Here is a 13,805-nt window from a genome sequence, read left to right as displayed (position 1 = left end):
AGCTCTGACTCGAAACATTTCTGATTAGAGCTCTGACCCCGGTTTTACGCCCTGGCGGCCTGCCGCCGCACTTGCCACTTCCCTTCGTTTGTTGAGCATCGAATCAACAAAAGATAACTATCAGAAAAGATAGTGATTCGACTGTTAGCCTCCGAGTAATCTTGCCCGTAATGCAAATCAAAGTGTCGACCAGATTCGCAGAGCCGCCCATGTCCAATGAGGCTGGCCGCGTAGCTACGCGCGCATCCCGAAACGGACGGGCGCTATATCGACGAGAAGAAACCCGTGTAAGGAAAGCGTCTGCGCTTCGCTGCGCAGGAATATGCCCGGTACGTTAACCAACTGGAGAGCATGAACATGAGCACGGACAGCATTAAGCAGCAACTGCAAAACACCGCGATCGGCACTTACCTCATGGCCCACGGCCACTTTGGCGGATCCATCAATGCAACGATCGAGCAGGGTACGCTCAAAAGCATCGATTGGGCGAACGGCACCATGGTGCTTCACAGCACCACCTATGATCGCGACCATACGGTCGATATCAGCAAAGTGAGCTATATCGACGACAGCCGCAGCGGCTCGGGCGCCCTCGGCTCGGTGCAGGCACCGGATTTGAGGCAGGTAGGAAACGATTGGTACCGGGGCGATGTGAAAGTCGAATAGAATCCCGGATCGTATGCCACAACGCCACCGCAGCCCAGGCCCCGGTGGCGTTGTCTATGTTGCCGGCATCACATCGGGCTCCGACCTCTGATTCGAAACGTGTCGAATCAGAGGCCAGAGCCCGGTGTGGTTTTTGCGGGACGAGGCCGGCAAGGCCGGAGTCGGCTATGGTATCGGTAGCGCCTGCGTCGCGCCTGGCGCCGATACCGCGCGACGGCTCAGCACGGCCATGCCGATCAGTCCGGCCAGGGCAAGCGCCACGGCAATGATCTCCGCCTGGCTGGCATGCACGCCGCCAATATTCATCACGGGGTTGACCCGGATTTGTTCGATTGCAAAACGCTCGATACCGGCCAGCACCAGGTACACTGAGAACAGCCAGCCAGTCCGGAAGTGATGCTTGCGCAGCGCCCACAGCAGCGCGAAGCAGGCCAGCGCCATCACCGTCTCGTACACCGAGGTCGGATACACGCCCGGCGCCGCGATCACTTCGCCGAAGATATTGTTGTCGTAGGTTTGCGCCCAGAACCAGGTCGGCAGCCACGCGGGTTTCAAGGCCATGTTGGCGACCGTGCCCCAGTCGCCGTCGCCCGACACCTGGCAGCCGACGCGGCCGAGCGCGTAGCCGAGCATCATGGCTGGCGCGACCGCGTCGAGCAGCGGGCGGATCGGCAGCCTCCAGCGCCGCAGACACACCACCCCGGCCACCGTCCCGAGGATCAGCCCGCCGAACACGCTCAAGCCCGAGCGGCTGAAAATCATGCTCCACGGGTCAAGCAGAAACTGGTCGGTATGCTCCAGGATATGGAACAGGCGCGCGCCGACAATCCCGACCAGCACCACGATGAACGCCAGGTCGCTGACGATCTCCTGCGGCGGCACGGCCACCTCGGCCACGCTGCCATCGTCACCCTTGACGCGCTTGTACGCCGGCCCGACGCGCCCTTGCGCATGCAGGCGCGCCAGCTCGCGCTTGAGACAGGCGGCGCCAGCCAGGATGGCGAACGCGACCAGCAAACCGAAAGTGGCGATCGGCAGCGGCAGGTCGATGCCGGTCAGGTCCTTGATGACATCGCTGAGATACGGGTACGACATGAATTTTCCTTCGTCAGCAGAAAGTTGCGAGTCAGAGCTCTGACCCCGATTAGAAAGTGTCGAATCAGAGCGCTGACCCCAATCAAGAAACATTTCGTGGAATACAAAACGCCTTCCGCCGGACAAGTCCAGGGGAAGGCGTCGTCGCTACGGAATGCGAGGCACTCCGTTGGCGTCAGTCAATTACGCGGAATCGCGGCCAGCTTTTTTACGCTCGTGCTCTTTCAGGTAGCGCTTGCGCAGGCGGATCGATTTTGGCGTGATTTCGACCAGTTCGTCGTCGGCGATGAATTCGACCGCGTATTCGAGCGACATCTGGATCGGCGGTACCAGGCGCACCGCTTCGTCGGTACCCGACGAACGCACGTTGGTCAGCTGCTTGCCTTTGATCGGGTTGACGACCAGGTCGTTGTCACGCGAGTGAATACCGATGATCATGCCTTCGTACACTGGATCGTTGTGCACCACGAACATGCGGCCGCGGTCCTGCAGTTTCCAGATTGCGTAGGCAACAGCGGCGCCGTCGTCTTGCGAGATCAGCACGCCGTTGCGGCGGCCGGCCATTTCGCCTTTCGAGTTGTCGACCGGTGCGTACTCGTCGAACACGTGGCTCATCAAGCCGGTGCCGCGGGTCAGGGTCATGAATTCGCCCTGGAAGCCGATCAGGCCACGCGCAGGAATCTTGTACTCCAGACGAACACGGCCCTTGCCATCCGATTCCATGTTCTGCAGGTCGCCACGACGACGGCCCAGTTCTTCCATGACGCCGCCCTGGTTGACTTCTTCAACGTCGACCGACAGTTGCTCGAACGGCTCGTGGCGTACGCCGTCAACCATTTTGAACACCACGCGCGGACGCGATACGGCCAGCTCGAAGCCTTCGCGGCGCATGTTTTCGATCAGAATCGTCAGGTGCAATTCGCCACGGCCCGAGACTTCGAAAATCGTGTCGTCGTCGGTTGGCGCAACGCGCAGTGCCACGTTGGCTTTCAGTTCGCGGTCGAGACGGTCGCGCAGCTGGCGGCTGGTGACGAACTTGCCTTCGCGGCCGGCCAGTGGCGAGTTGTTGACCATGAAGTTCATGGTCAGGGTCGGCTCGTCGACGGTCAGCATTTCCAGCGCGTCAGGGGTGTCCGGCTGGCAGATGGTCGAACCGATGCCGATTTCGTCGATACCGTTGATCAGGACGATGTCGCCTGCAACCGCTTCGTCGACCAGCACGCGCTCGAGGCCCTTGAAGTTCAGGACCTGGTTGATGCGGCCCTTGATCGGGGTCGAATCAGGACCGTTCAGGACGATGACGTCCTGGCCCGACTTGATGCGGCCGCGCGAGATGCGGCCAATGCCGATCTTGCCGACGTACGACGAGTAATCGAGCGAGGTCACTTGCATCTGCAGCGGGCCGTCCGGATTGTCGTCACGCACAGGAACGTGCTTGAGGATGGCTTCGAACAGCGGGGTCATGTCGCCTTCGCGCACTTCCGAGTCGAGGCTGGCGTAGCCGTTCAGGGCCGATGCGAACACGACCGGGAAGTCGAGTTGTTCGTCGGTGGCGCCCAGTTTGTCGAACAGTTCGAAGGTCTGGTTGATCGCCCATTCGGCGCGTGCGCCCGGACGGTCGATCTTGTTGACGACGACGATAGGCTTGAGGCCCAGCGCCAGCGCTTTACGCGTCACGAAGCGGGTCTGCGGCATCGGGCCTTCTTGCGCATCGACCAGCAGCAGGACCGAGTCGACCATCGACAGCACGCGCTCGACTTCGCCGCCGAAGTCGGCGTGGCCCGGGGTGTCGACGATGTTGATGTGGGTGCCGTTGTACTCAACCGCGCAGTTCTTCGACAGAATCGTAATGCCACGTTCTTTTTCGAGGTCGTTCGAATCCATTACGCGGGTTTCGACTGCCTGGTTTTCACGGAAGGTACCGGATTGGCGCAGCAGCTTGTCCACGAGCGTGGTTTTGCCGTGGTCAACGTGGGCGATGATAGCGATGTTACGAATTGCGCGTTTTGAATTTGACATGGTCGTAAGGAACGGAAATGTACGTGGTGTACGAAGGTGTACGGTGCTGCTTAAATCAGGAACCGACTAGTATAGCACGCTAAAGTGGCGTATTGCGCACCACCAATTTGAAAAGCCCTGCAATTTCAATGGCTTGCTGCTTTTTTCACCACAGACATGCACCGGCCCGTTGCAATTGTGACGTCTTTGCGTGTCCGCGGCATGACAAGCGCCGCGATTGCCACACCCGCCCCGGCGCAGCATAATCGCCTACCTTTACAAAATGGAATCATGATGAGCGATCAAGCGGACAGCGATAGCGACACCGGCGGCTGGGATGCCATCAGCACCAGCCTGGCGCAGCTGTATCCCGGCCAGCAGCCGCGCCACGCGGCGCCGGTGCGGCCGGCGTTCCTGGGCGGCGGCGATCCGCTCGACGGCATCAGCGTCTACCACAGCACGCAGGGATGGCCGCACTGGCATTACGTCACCTACGGCCTGTCCGAACTGTACGGCAAACAGTCCGAGGACCCGGACCACAGCGGCTATGGCCTGGAACTGACGTTCCGCCTGCGCGCGCTGCCGGGCGAGACCGAAGCGCCGTCATGGGCTTTCGATTTCCTGCAAAACCTGGCACGCTACATTTTCCGCACTGGCAATGTATTCGAGGACGGTCACTGGATGACCGCCAACGGTCCGATCGCGCTCGATACGCCCACCAGCATCTGCTCGATGGCGTTTGCCGGCGACCCGCAACTGCCGGCCATCGAAACCGTCAACGGCCGCGTCGCATTCGTGCAGGTGGTCGGCCTGACGCTCGAGGAAGAGCGCGCGGCCACCCGCTGGGCGCCGAGGAAATTGCTCGACGCATTGCTGCCGCACATGCCGCTGTGGATCACCGACCTCGAGCGCGCCAGCCTTCTTGATCTGCCCGATGTCGGCGCGGCAGTGGCGGCCGGCATGGCGCGCGACGGTTCATCGACCGGCCACATCTTCACCGATGTGCTCCAGGTGGCCGAGCTGGCACGCGGCGGCGGCGGCGCATCGCTCCAGGTCACGCTGGGTGCGCGCCAGGTTGCCGATCTGCTGACCCTGCTCCCCCTGCGGCTGCCGTTCGGGGGCTCGCTGGCACTGGCCGGCAGCGACTGGCAACTGGTGTTCGAGCCTGCCGACATCGACGACGCGCTGCTGGAAGACCAGACGCTGACCGTGTTCATGCGCCCCGTCACGCTGGCCGCCTTCACCTCGACCCTGGCGCCGCGCGAAGGCAGTTACCAGGTGGCGGGCCTGGCGCAGCTCGCCTGGTCGGTCCGGAAGACCCTGATCAGGGATGCCAGCGGGGCCGTGGTGCAGACCATCGGCTGATGCCCTGCTGGCCGGCACGGCAGCAGCGCACCGGTCGGCCATCACTCGTACACCGTGCCAATCGCCAGCGGCCGCGTGACGGCGTTCACCCTGGCGCCGGCCGGCAGGTCGGCAAAGCGCACCGTGACCACCTGGTACATGCCCATCGAGCCATCCTCGAACGGGTGCGCGGCCTGCGCCGCGAGCGCGCGCGGCGCATCCGCGCCGGCTTCCAGCGCGACCTCGGGCGTTGACCCTGCCGGATACACGATCGTCACCCCGGCGCACTGCTTGCCCAGCAAGCGCATGCGGTAACCGGAGGCGCGCTGCGCCGCCAGCAATTGCTCGCAAGCCTCACGCAGCAGGCTGGCGTCGTCGAGGCCGTCATCGCGCTCGCGGATGCTGTAGCGCCCGCTAAAGTAGTAGCTCCCCTTTTGCCGGTTCAGGGTGATCACCGCGTCATCTTCGTAGGCCTGTTTTTCCATCGGCAGCACAGCCCGCCCCATGGCGTCGACCGCCACCTCGAAGCGGGTGCGCGCGCCGGCCACCGACAGGCGCAGGCCGTCGAGCGGCAAATCGGGGCGCAGCGGACGCACTTGCAGATGCGCTTGGATCAAGGGCCGGGTGCGCACGAAGGGGGCGAAGAAGGCAGCGGCCTTGTAGGCGCGCCGGTAGCCGATCCATTCCGGATCGCGCTGCGCGTTGATCTCCACCGTGGCAACGGGGTCGGTATCGGCGGCGCGCGCAAGGCGCGGCACGGCGCCAGGCAGGCAGGCGGCAAGCAAGAGCAATTTCGTCAGCGTTTTCATCGGCGGCAATACAGAGAGTGGGAGCGTCATTCTAGTGCAGGGCCGCGCTCGCGCCATGTGCCGGAAGGTAGAGACCGCGCATGACTTCCGGCACTGACCGGCGCCACCTGCCGTCACGTAAAATTGCAGGATTGACAGCAAGCGCTTCCGGCGCATACAGGCGCCATGATGACATACCGATTCGATCGACTTTTCCCGCGTGCCGTATGGCCGCTGGCCTGCCTGCTGGTGGCGGGACCGGGTTGCGCGCTGCTATGGATCTACACGCCCGATGCCGACAACTTCCGTAGCGTGGGCGGCTACCTGGCCCGCAGCGTGGCGGCCCGCTTCACCAGCGCGCCATCGGCCCTCGTGGCCGGCACCGACCGCATCGAACTGAGCGCCCTGCTGCTGCGCCTTCTGCAGACCGGCTGCGCCATCGGCTTTGCCGCGCTGGCCTGGCTGCGCGCCAGCGGACCGGCCTGGCCCGCCGTACTGCGCTCGCCGGCGGCGCCGGCGGCGCTGGCGCTGCAATTGTGCCTGGCCGTGATCGGCGACATGGGGCTGATTTATGTCTTCACCGCCCAGCTCGGCACACTCCCGCTACGCGAGGCCATGCGGTCGCTGGCGGCCGCGATCTTCCTGGCATCGGCCGTGGCCTTGCTGACGATTGTGGCGCAGCGCATGCCCGATGCACGTGTTGTCATGGCCTGCACGCTCGCGGCCGCCGAAGCGGTGATCATGTGCATCGTCACGGCGCTGGTGCTGGTGGCCCTGCGCGAACGGCGCGCGCGCGTGGCGCTGGCCGCGGCGCATGCCGAACTGCAGGCGACCCAGGCGCTGCTGGGCGAAGCGGTGCGCGCCAGCGAGCGCCTGCGCCTGGCGCGCGACCTGCACGACATGGCCGGCCACCACCTGACCGCGCTCAAGCTGCACCTGGACCTGGCCAAGCGCCAGGCGGGCGCGGCCGCCCCGCCCTCGCTGGCCACGGCCAGCAGCCTCGCCGCCACCCTGCTGGCCGACGTGCGCTTGCTGGTCAGCAGCGAACGCGGCGGATGCGATATCGACATGCGCCTGGCGCTGGAAACCCTGTGCGCCGGCATTCCGGCGCCGCACATCGCGCTCTGCATCGGCGAGCGGCTCGGCATCGATTCGGCGGCGCTCGCCCATGCGCTGTTCTGCGCGGTGCGGGAAGCGATCAGCAACGCCATTCGCCACGCGCACGCGGCCGGCATGACGGTCGCCTTGCGGCGCGACGCCAAGGGCGACCTGCTGCTCGACATTGCCGACGACGGCCGCGGCAGCGGCGGCGCGGCCGAAGGCAATGGCTTGCGCGGCATGCGCGAACGGCTGGCCCAGCTGGGCGGCAGCCTGCACGCCGCCAACGGTTCCCGGCACGGCTTCGCGCTCGCCATCCGCCTGCCCGCAGCGGGAGCGGCGCCATGAGTCCGATCCGGGTAGTGCTGGTGGACGACCAGATGCTGGTGCGCAGCGGGATTCGCGGCTTGCTCGACCTGACCGACGACATCCGGGTCGTGGCCGAAGCGGCCAATGGCGAGGAAGCCACGGGCGTGATCGCGCAGGCGCACGCGCATGTGCTGCTGCTGGACGTGCGCATGCCGCTGTGTTCGGGCATCGAGCTGCTGCGCCGCCAGCAGGGTTTACTGCCGCCGACCATCCTCCTGACCACCTTCGACGATGACGAGGCGCTGTTCGACGGCATGCGCGCCGGCGCGCGCGGCTTTCTGCTCAAGGATATTTCGCTGGAACGCCTGGCCGAGGGCATCCGCAAGGTCGCCGCCGGCGCCACCCTGTTCCGCCCGGGTCTGACCGAGCGCACCCGCGCCGCCTACGAACAGGCCGGCGGCGTGGCCACGCCAGCCGAAGGCGGTGCGCGCCTGACCGCGCGCGAAACCGAAATCCTGGCGCTGATGGCGGCCGGTTTGAACAACGCCGAAATCGGCACCGCGCTCGGGCCGAGCGAAGGCACCATCAAGAATCACGTCTCGAACATCCTCGCCAAGCTGGTGGTGCGCGACCGCGTACGGGCGGTGCTGCGCGGACTCGAACTTGGCTACATTTAACCACCCACTCCGACAGGAAACCATGACCATCCCAAGCCCGGCGCGCTACCGCGCCAGTGCCGCCGCCATTACCCTGCTGGCCGCCATCAGCGTGCCCGCGGCGGCGCAGTCGCCCACCACCCAGATGCCGGAAGGCACCACCGATATCGACTTGAGCCTGATTGCGGCGCTGGTGCCGGTCAGCGAGGGCCGCAGCGGGATGAAGGCCATCGTGCTGCCGAGCATATCGGCGCAGTGGAGCAACGGCGTCTTTGCCGCACCGGGCGAACTCGGCATGCAACTGTCGGAAGACCCGATGCTCAAGTTCGGCCCTCTGCTGACCTACGGCACGCGCTCGCGCCGCGCCGACGACCGCAACGACAAGCTGCGCTTCGGCATCGAGGCGGGGGCGTTCGCCGGTTACCAGCTGGCGCACAACATCGGCTTTCGCTCCAGCCTGCTGTACGGGGGCGGCGACGACCGCAAGGGCGTGCGCCTGAACCTGGGCGGCAACTACGGCTTGCGCCTGGGCACCCACCAGTCGCTTAACGCCGGTGTCGGCATGGACGTGGTCAACCACGCTTACATGCAATCGATTTTCGGGATTTCGCCGAAGCAGGCTGCGCGCGGCCGCAGGCAGGCGTACCAGGCCAGGGCCGGGATCAAGGATATCTATCTGTCGCTGCGCTGGAATGTGGAACTGAGCACAAAATACTCGCTGGGCAGCGGCGTGACGGTCTCGCGCCTGATGGGCAGCGCGGCCGACAGCCCGCTCACCGACAGCCCGCACAACGCCGCCGTGTTCACGGCGCTGACCTATCACTGGTGATCGTCGGCAGTGCCGTTGCGGCGCTTCCGGAACCCGCGCCAGGTGTCGACCACCAGCCAGAACGCCACGCCCGCCAGGCAAGCCAGGTGCAGCGTACGCAGCGACACCAGGCCCAGGAATGGATTGGCGCTCGACAAGGGCCACCATGGCTGCGTGTCGTCGTGCATGATGGCGTCCAGCACAACGTGGGAAAAGGTGCCGAGGAAGGCGCCCATGCACGAGGCGAGCCAGCTGATCGGTTGATGGCGGATGCCTGACCGCCGCAGCACGAATTCGCTGACCGGTTTGCCGGTGAGCGCGGCCACGGCCCCGACCAGCAGCGCGCCGGGCACGCTGTGGGTCGGGCCGTGCAGGATCGCCGTGCCCGCATAAATGCGCACCAGCGGTTCCAGGTCCATCAGCACTTGCGCGCCGCCGAACACCATGAAGCTGAAATGACGACCGCCGATGGCCTTCATGGCCGCACCGGGTCCCAAATGAAAAGGCGTGAACGGCATTCAGGCGTGCGCGGCGGCGATCAGGCGCTCGGGCGCCAGGATCGCGTATTCCTGCAAATTCGCCGTGCCCAGCAGGCGGGTCTCGTGATACACCCGTACCCTGCCAAGCGTTTCCGGCAAAGTCAGTCCTTCCTTACCGAGCGCCAGGCGCTGGCCCTGCAGGAAGCGTTTTGCCAGTTCCCCGGTCAATTGCACCGCCGGAAAACTCGACAGCAAGGCGTCGACCGGGGCCAGCAAGGTCAGCGGTGCCTCATGCGCCTGCAATGCCTCCAGCGTGACCATGCCGTCGACGGTCAGGGCGCCGACCTGGGTGCGGCGCAGCTCAATCAGGTGCGCGCCGCAACCGAGCGCGTGGCCGATGTCTTCGCCCAGCACGCGGATATACGTCCCCTTGCTGCAAGTAACCGCCAGCTTCAGCAGCGGCGTCTCGAAGGAAATCAGTTCCAGCTTGAGGATGGTGACCGGGCGCGCTTCGCGCTCCAGGGTGATGCCTTCGCGCGCGTACTCGTAGTAAGCCTTGCCGTCGCGCTTGAGCGCCGAATACATGGGCGGCACCTGCATGATCGGGCCGCGGAAGCGCGGCAGCACGGCTTCGATCTGGGCCAGGGTCACGTCGACATCGCGCATGTCGATCGCTTCGCCTTCGGTGTCGCCGGTGGTGGTGGTGATGCCAAGGTGAACCGTGGTCTCGTAGCTCTTGTCGGCTTCGAGCAAGTCTTGCGAGAATTTGGTGGCTTCACCGAAGCACAGCGGCAACAAGCCGGTGGCGAACGGGTCGAGCGTGCCGGTGTGGCCGGCTTTCTTGGCGTTGAGCACGCGCTTGGCCTTGATCAGCGCGTCGTTGGACGACAGGCCGACCGGTTTGTCGAGCAGCAGCACGCCGTCGACCAGGTCGCGGACGCGTTTGATGTGAGCTTGTTTCATGCCGCGTTATTCGGCGTCGGGCTTGGCTGCGGCGGACGACGGATCTTCCGGCAACGGGTCCGGCTCGGCATCGGCCGCGCGGGTGGCGTTGGCCTGGTCGATCAGGAGCGACATTTCCATGCCGCGCGAGGTCGAGGTGTCGTGCACGAAGTGCAGCATCGGCAAGGTGTGGATGTGCAGGCGCTTGCCCAGCTGGTTGCGGATGAAGCCGGCCGCGGCGCCGAGGCCGTCGACCGTATTCTTGATCGATTCCTTGTCGTCCTTGAACATGGTGAAGAACACCTTGGCGTGGGCGTAGTCGGGGGTGATCTGGACTTCGGTGATGGTGATCATGCCGATGCGCGGGTCTTTCAGACCGTACGCGACGATGTCGGCCAGGTCGCGCTGGATCTGGTCGGCCACGCGCAAGCCGCGGGCGGGAATGGTTTTGCTGTGTTTAGCCATGGTCGTATACTACTCTTTATGATTTTGTAGGGGGCAAAAGGTGGCGTGGCAAGTTTGAAACACGCTTTAGTACCTGCCCCGCAAAACCGTCGTTCCCGCGCAGGCGGGGACGACGGCTTTTCGGTTTGCGGTGTCGGACACCAGTCCGCATGCCGCCTGTAAAAATACGGCCTAAAAACATCAAAACCGTCACTCCGCCTGCGCGGGAATGACGGTTTTTACGTTTGAGGCCAGAATGACTTCAATATGCCGTGGCCAGCGCCGCGTCCCGCTTCCGGGACGCCTCGCCGTGCCACATCCAACGATTACAGGGTACGGGCGATCTCTTGAACTTCGAACACTTCGAGGACGTCGCCGACTTCGATATCGTTGTAGTTCTTGAGCGACAGGCCGCACTCCAGACCGGCGCGGACTTCTTTCGCGTCGTCCTTGAAGCGCTTGAGCGAGTCGATCTCGCCAGTCCACACAACAATATTGTTGCGCAGCAGGCGGACCGAGGACGAACGCTTGACCACGCCATCGGTGACCAGGCAACCGGCAATCGCGCCGACTTTCGAGACCAGGATAACCTGGCGGATCTCGACCTGGCCGGTGATGTGCTCGCGCTTCTCCGGTGCCAGCATGCCCGACAAGGCCGCTTTGATCTCGTCGATCGCATCGTAAATGATGTTGTAGTAGCGAATGTCCACGCCGTTCGACTCGGCCAGCTTGCGCGCCTGGGCGTCGGCACGGGTGTTGAACCCGATGATGACCGCTTTCGATGCGACTGCCAGATTGACATCGGACTCCGTGATACCACCCACCGCTGCGTGCACAACCTGTACCCGCACTTCGGAAGTCGACAGTTTTTGCAGCGAGCCAACCAGCGCTTCCTGCGAACCCTGCACGTCGGTCTTGACGATGACCGGCAGATTCTTGACTTCGCCTTCGCCCATGTTGTCGAACATGTTCTCGAGCTTGGCAGCTTGCTGCTTGGCCAGTTTGACGTCGCGGAACTTACCTTGACGGAACAGACCGATTTCACGCGCTTTACGCTCGTCGGCCATGACCATGACTTCTTCACCGGCAACCGGCACTTCGGTCAAGCCCTGGATTTCGACCGGGATCGACGGACCAGCTTCGCTGATCGCCTTGCCGTTCTCGTCGAGCATGGCGCGCACGCGGCCATACGAGGAGCCAGCCAGGATCACGTCGCCGCGGCGCAGGGTACCGGACTGCACCAGGATCGTCGCGACCGGGCCACGGCCCTTGTCCAGACGTCCCTCGACCACCAGACCACGCGCTGGCGCGTCGATCGGGGCTTTGAGTTCCAGTACTTCGGCTTGCAGCAGAACCTGTTCCAGCAAGGCATCAATGCCTTCGCCGGTCTTGGCCGACACCGGCACGAATGGCGATTCGCCACCGTATTCTTCCGGCACCACTTGTTCAGCAACCAGTTCCTGCTTGACCCGGTCCAGATTCGCACCCGGCTTGTCGATCTTGTTGATCGCCACCACCAGCGGTACGCCGGCAGCTTTTGCGTGAGCAATCGCTTCCTTCGTCTGCGGCATCACGCCATCGTCGGCGGCAACCACCAGAATGACGATGTCAGTCGCTTTCGCTCCCCTTGCACGCATCGCCGTAAACGCTTCGTGACCCGGGGTGTCGAGGAAGGTGATGATGCCGCGCGGCGTTTCGACGTGGTAAGCGCCGATGTGCTGCGTGATCCCGCCCGCTTCGCCCGACGCCACTTTGGCGCGGCGGATGTAATCGAGCAGCGAGGTCTTACCATGGTCGACGTGACCCATGACGGTGACCACCGGTGCGCGCGAGACGGACTCGAAGTGGGCGTGTTCGCCCTGGTCGGCCAGCAGTGCTTCCGGATCGTCGAGTTCAGCCGCAAATGCCTTGTGGCCCATCTCTTCGACCAGAATCATCGCCGTTTCCTGGTCCAGCACCTGGTTAATGGTGCACATCTGGCCCAGCTTCATCAGCTGCTTGATCACTTCGGATGCCTTGACGGACATCTTGTGCGCCAGTTCGGCGACCGTGATGGTCTCAGGAACGTGAACGTCCTTGATGACCGCTTCGGTCGGCGCCTGGAAATTGGTTTCGCGGTCATCGCTGTGCGATGGACGACGGCCCTTGGCGCCACCGCGCCAGCTGTCGCGGCCACCCGGCGAACCGGTGTTGCCACGTGGCTTGATCGAGCCCGACGCACCGCGTTTTTTCGCGTCGTCCGACCAGGTCGACGAGACATTGGCCGACTTGATCGACTTCTTGTCCGCCGTCACCGGCTTCTTGTCGCCCGGCTTGTCGCCCGGCTTCTTGTCGGCTGGCTTGTGCAGCGTGCCTTCCGGCGGCTTCGGCTTGATCGCGGCGACCGGCGGCGCAACAGGTTCCGGCGCCTTGATCGCGCGGCGCGGCGCATTCATCATGGCCTTGATCTGCGCGACTTCGTCGGCCACGGCCTTGCGGGCGCGGTCGTTCGCTTCGGCGCGGGCCGCAGCTTCTTGCGCAGCGACAGCAGCCTTTTTCTTGGCTTCGTCGGCGGCAGCCTTCTTGGCTTCGTCGGCGGCAGCCTGGTCGGCGCCGGCAGCGGCGGCCGCGGCGGCAGCGGCTACGCGCTTCGCTTCGGCATCGGCTTCTTTCTTGGCGTCGGTCTCGGCCTGCTTGGCCTGGGCTTCTTTTTCAGCGTCGAGCTTGGCGAGGCGCTCCTGCTTTTCACGCAGGTCGGCTTCCTGGCGCGCAATCAGCTCTTGCTGACGGCGTGCTTCTTCCTCGCGACGGGCCACTTCGGCCGCGTCGATCACTGGTGCGACAGGGGCTGCGACAACCGGCGCGGGCGCCGGTGCCGGATCGTCGCGCTGGACGAAGGTGCGCTTCTTGCGCACTTCCACCTGGATCGTGCGCGACTTGCCAGTGGCGTCAGCCTGCTTGATCTCGGTTGTTTCTTTGCGCGTCAGCGTGATTTTCTTCTTCTCGGTGTCGGTCGCTGTGCCGTGGGTACGGCGCAGGTGATCCAACAACTTATCCTTATCATCTTTCGACAATGGATCTGACGTCGAACTTTTATCGACGCCGGCAGAACGCAGCTGCGTCAGCAGCAAATCTGCAGGCATCTTCAGTTCGGTGGCAAATTGGGCTACGTTGTTACTCGCCATTCAGTCCTCTTTTC

The 13,805-nt window shown here is 64.2% G+C and carries 12 protein-coding genes; 5 read left to right on the top strand and 7 right to left on the bottom strand.

What is annotated here, in order from left to right; genetic code table 11:
• The first annotated feature begins 351 nt into the window (after positions 1–351).
• A complete protein-coding gene (locus tag F2P45_RS16440) occupies positions 352–666 on the top strand; it encodes a hypothetical protein (RefSeq protein ID WP_166877150.1) in 315 nt (104 codons plus the stop codon).
• Positions 667–831: 165 nt separating this feature from the next.
• Here the strand turns inward: F2P45_RS16440 and F2P45_RS16435 are convergent, their stop codons facing one another.
• Both F2P45_RS16435 and typA read right to left on the bottom strand, forming a co-directional pair.
• Positions 832–1,761 (bottom strand): prolipoprotein diacylglyceryl transferase, encoded by a 930-nt coding sequence (locus tag F2P45_RS16435; RefSeq protein WP_166877147.1) that lies wholly within the window; start codon positions 1,759–1,761, stop codon positions 832–834.
• Between the two features lie 183 nt (positions 1,762–1,944).
• Complete coding sequence (gene typA, locus F2P45_RS16430) at positions 1,945–3,780, bottom strand: translational GTPase TypA (RefSeq protein ID WP_166877145.1); 1,836 nt, start codon at positions 3,778–3,780, stop codon at positions 1,945–1,947.
• 273 nt (positions 3,781–4,053) lie between these two features.
• On the opposite strand from typA, the gene F2P45_RS16425 reads away from it, so the two are divergent.
• The gene (locus F2P45_RS16425) at positions 4,054–5,124 is read left to right on the top strand and encodes a suppressor of fused domain protein (RefSeq protein ID WP_166877142.1); all 1,071 of its coding nucleotides are present in this window, start codon (positions 4,054–4,056) and stop codon (positions 5,122–5,124) included.
• A 41-nt stretch (positions 5,125–5,165) separates the two neighbouring features.
• On the opposite strand, the gene F2P45_RS16420 is transcribed toward F2P45_RS16425, so the two are convergent.
• Positions 5,166–5,912 (bottom strand): hypothetical protein, encoded by a 747-nt coding sequence (locus tag F2P45_RS16420; protein ID WP_166877140.1) that lies wholly within the window; start codon positions 5,910–5,912, stop codon positions 5,166–5,168.
• Between the two features lie 165 nt (positions 5,913–6,077).
• Here F2P45_RS16420 and F2P45_RS16415 point away from each other — a divergent pair, with 165 nt between their 5' ends.
• From F2P45_RS16415 to F2P45_RS16405, 3 genes are read left to right on the top strand one after another with little or no spacing between them, the layout of a single operon-like run.
• Positions 6,078–7,337 carry a sensor histidine kinase gene (locus F2P45_RS16415; protein WP_223164765.1) on the top strand — a complete coding sequence of 420 codons (1,260 nt, stop codon included), beginning with the start codon at positions 6,078–6,080 and terminating at the stop codon, positions 7,335–7,337.
• On the top strand, positions 7,334–7,975 hold the full coding sequence (locus F2P45_RS16410; RefSeq protein WP_166877134.1) for a response regulator: 642 nt from the start codon (positions 7,334–7,336) through the stop codon (positions 7,973–7,975). The genes F2P45_RS16415 and F2P45_RS16410 overlap by 4 nt, the downstream gene beginning before the upstream one ends.
• 22 nt (positions 7,976–7,997) lie before the next feature.
• A complete protein-coding gene (locus F2P45_RS16405; RefSeq protein ID WP_166877132.1) occupies positions 7,998–8,783 on the top strand; it encodes a MipA/OmpV family protein in 786 nt (261 codons plus the stop codon).
• On the opposite strand, the gene F2P45_RS16400 is transcribed toward F2P45_RS16405, so the two are convergent.
• The 4 genes from F2P45_RS16400 to infB form a co-directional block, all read right to left on the bottom strand.
• Positions 8,774–9,241, bottom strand: a complete 468-nt coding sequence (locus tag F2P45_RS16400) for a metal-dependent hydrolase (RefSeq protein WP_166877129.1) — start codon at positions 9,239–9,241, stop codon at positions 8,774–8,776. The genes F2P45_RS16405 and F2P45_RS16400 overlap by 10 nt on opposite strands.
• Before the next feature lie 39 nt (positions 9,242–9,280).
• On the bottom strand, positions 9,281–10,204 hold the full coding sequence (gene truB / locus F2P45_RS16395) for a tRNA pseudouridine(55) synthase TruB (protein WP_166877126.1): 924 nt from the start codon (positions 10,202–10,204) through the stop codon (positions 9,281–9,283).
• Between the two features lie 6 nt (positions 10,205–10,210).
• Positions 10,211–10,648: a 30S ribosome-binding factor RbfA gene (gene rbfA, locus F2P45_RS16390; protein ID WP_166877122.1), complete on the bottom strand. Its 438-nt coding sequence runs from the start codon at positions 10,646–10,648 to the stop codon at positions 10,211–10,213.
• Between the two features lie 305 nt (positions 10,649–10,953).
• Complete coding sequence (infB, locus tag F2P45_RS16385) at positions 10,954–13,791, bottom strand: translation initiation factor IF-2 (RefSeq protein WP_166877120.1); 2,838 nt, start codon at positions 13,789–13,791, stop codon at positions 10,954–10,956.
• Positions 13,792–13,805: the final 14 nt, after the last annotated feature.

The sequence above is a fragment of the Massilia mucilaginosa genome, from assembly GCF_011682145.1.
Classification (GTDB): Bacteria; Pseudomonadota; Gammaproteobacteria; order Burkholderiales; family Burkholderiaceae_D; genus Telluria_A; species Telluria_A mucilaginosa.
Note: the sequence above shows the minus strand (reverse complement) of the source record. Positions and strands in the feature narration are given on the sequence as shown.

Bases quoted from the DNA above. Each gene is read 5' to 3' on its own strand.
- F2P45_RS16435 (WP_166877147.1), bottom strand. From the start codon at position 1,761: ATGTCGTACCCGTATCTCAGCGATGTCATCAAGGACCTGACCGGCATC.
- F2P45_RS16440 (WP_166877150.1), top strand. From the start codon at position 352: ATGAACATGAGCACGGACAGCATTAAGCAGCAACTGCAAAACACCGCG.
- F2P45_RS16400 (WP_166877129.1), bottom strand. From the start codon at position 9,241: ATGAAGGCCATCGGCGGTCGTCATTTCAGCTTCATGGTGTTCGGCGGC.
- truB (WP_166877126.1), bottom strand. From the start codon at position 10,204: ATGAAACAAGCTCACATCAAACGCGTCCGCGACCTGGTCGACGGCGTG.
- F2P45_RS16425 (WP_166877142.1), top strand. From the start codon at position 4,054: ATGAGCGATCAAGCGGACAGCGATAGCGACACCGGCGGCTGGGATGCC.
- F2P45_RS16405 (WP_166877132.1), top strand. From the start codon at position 7,998: ATGACCATCCCAAGCCCGGCGCGCTACCGCGCCAGTGCCGCCGCCATT.
- rbfA (WP_166877122.1), bottom strand. From the start codon at position 10,648: ATGGCTAAACACAGCAAAACCATTCCCGCCCGCGGCTTGCGCGTGGCC.
- F2P45_RS16420 (WP_166877140.1), bottom strand. From the start codon at position 5,912: ATGAAAACGCTGACGAAATTGCTCTTGCTTGCCGCCTGCCTGCCTGGC.
- F2P45_RS16410 (WP_166877134.1), top strand. From the start codon at position 7,334: ATGAGTCCGATCCGGGTAGTGCTGGTGGACGACCAGATGCTGGTGCGC.
- typA (WP_166877145.1), bottom strand. From the start codon at position 3,780: ATGTCAAATTCAAAACGCGCAATTCGTAACATCGCTATCATCGCCCAC.
- F2P45_RS16415 (WP_223164765.1), top strand. From the start codon at position 6,078: ATGATGACATACCGATTCGATCGACTTTTCCCGCGTGCCGTATGGCCG.
- infB (WP_166877120.1), bottom strand. From the start codon at position 13,791: ATGGCGAGTAACAACGTAGCCCAATTTGCCACCGAACTGAAGATGCCT.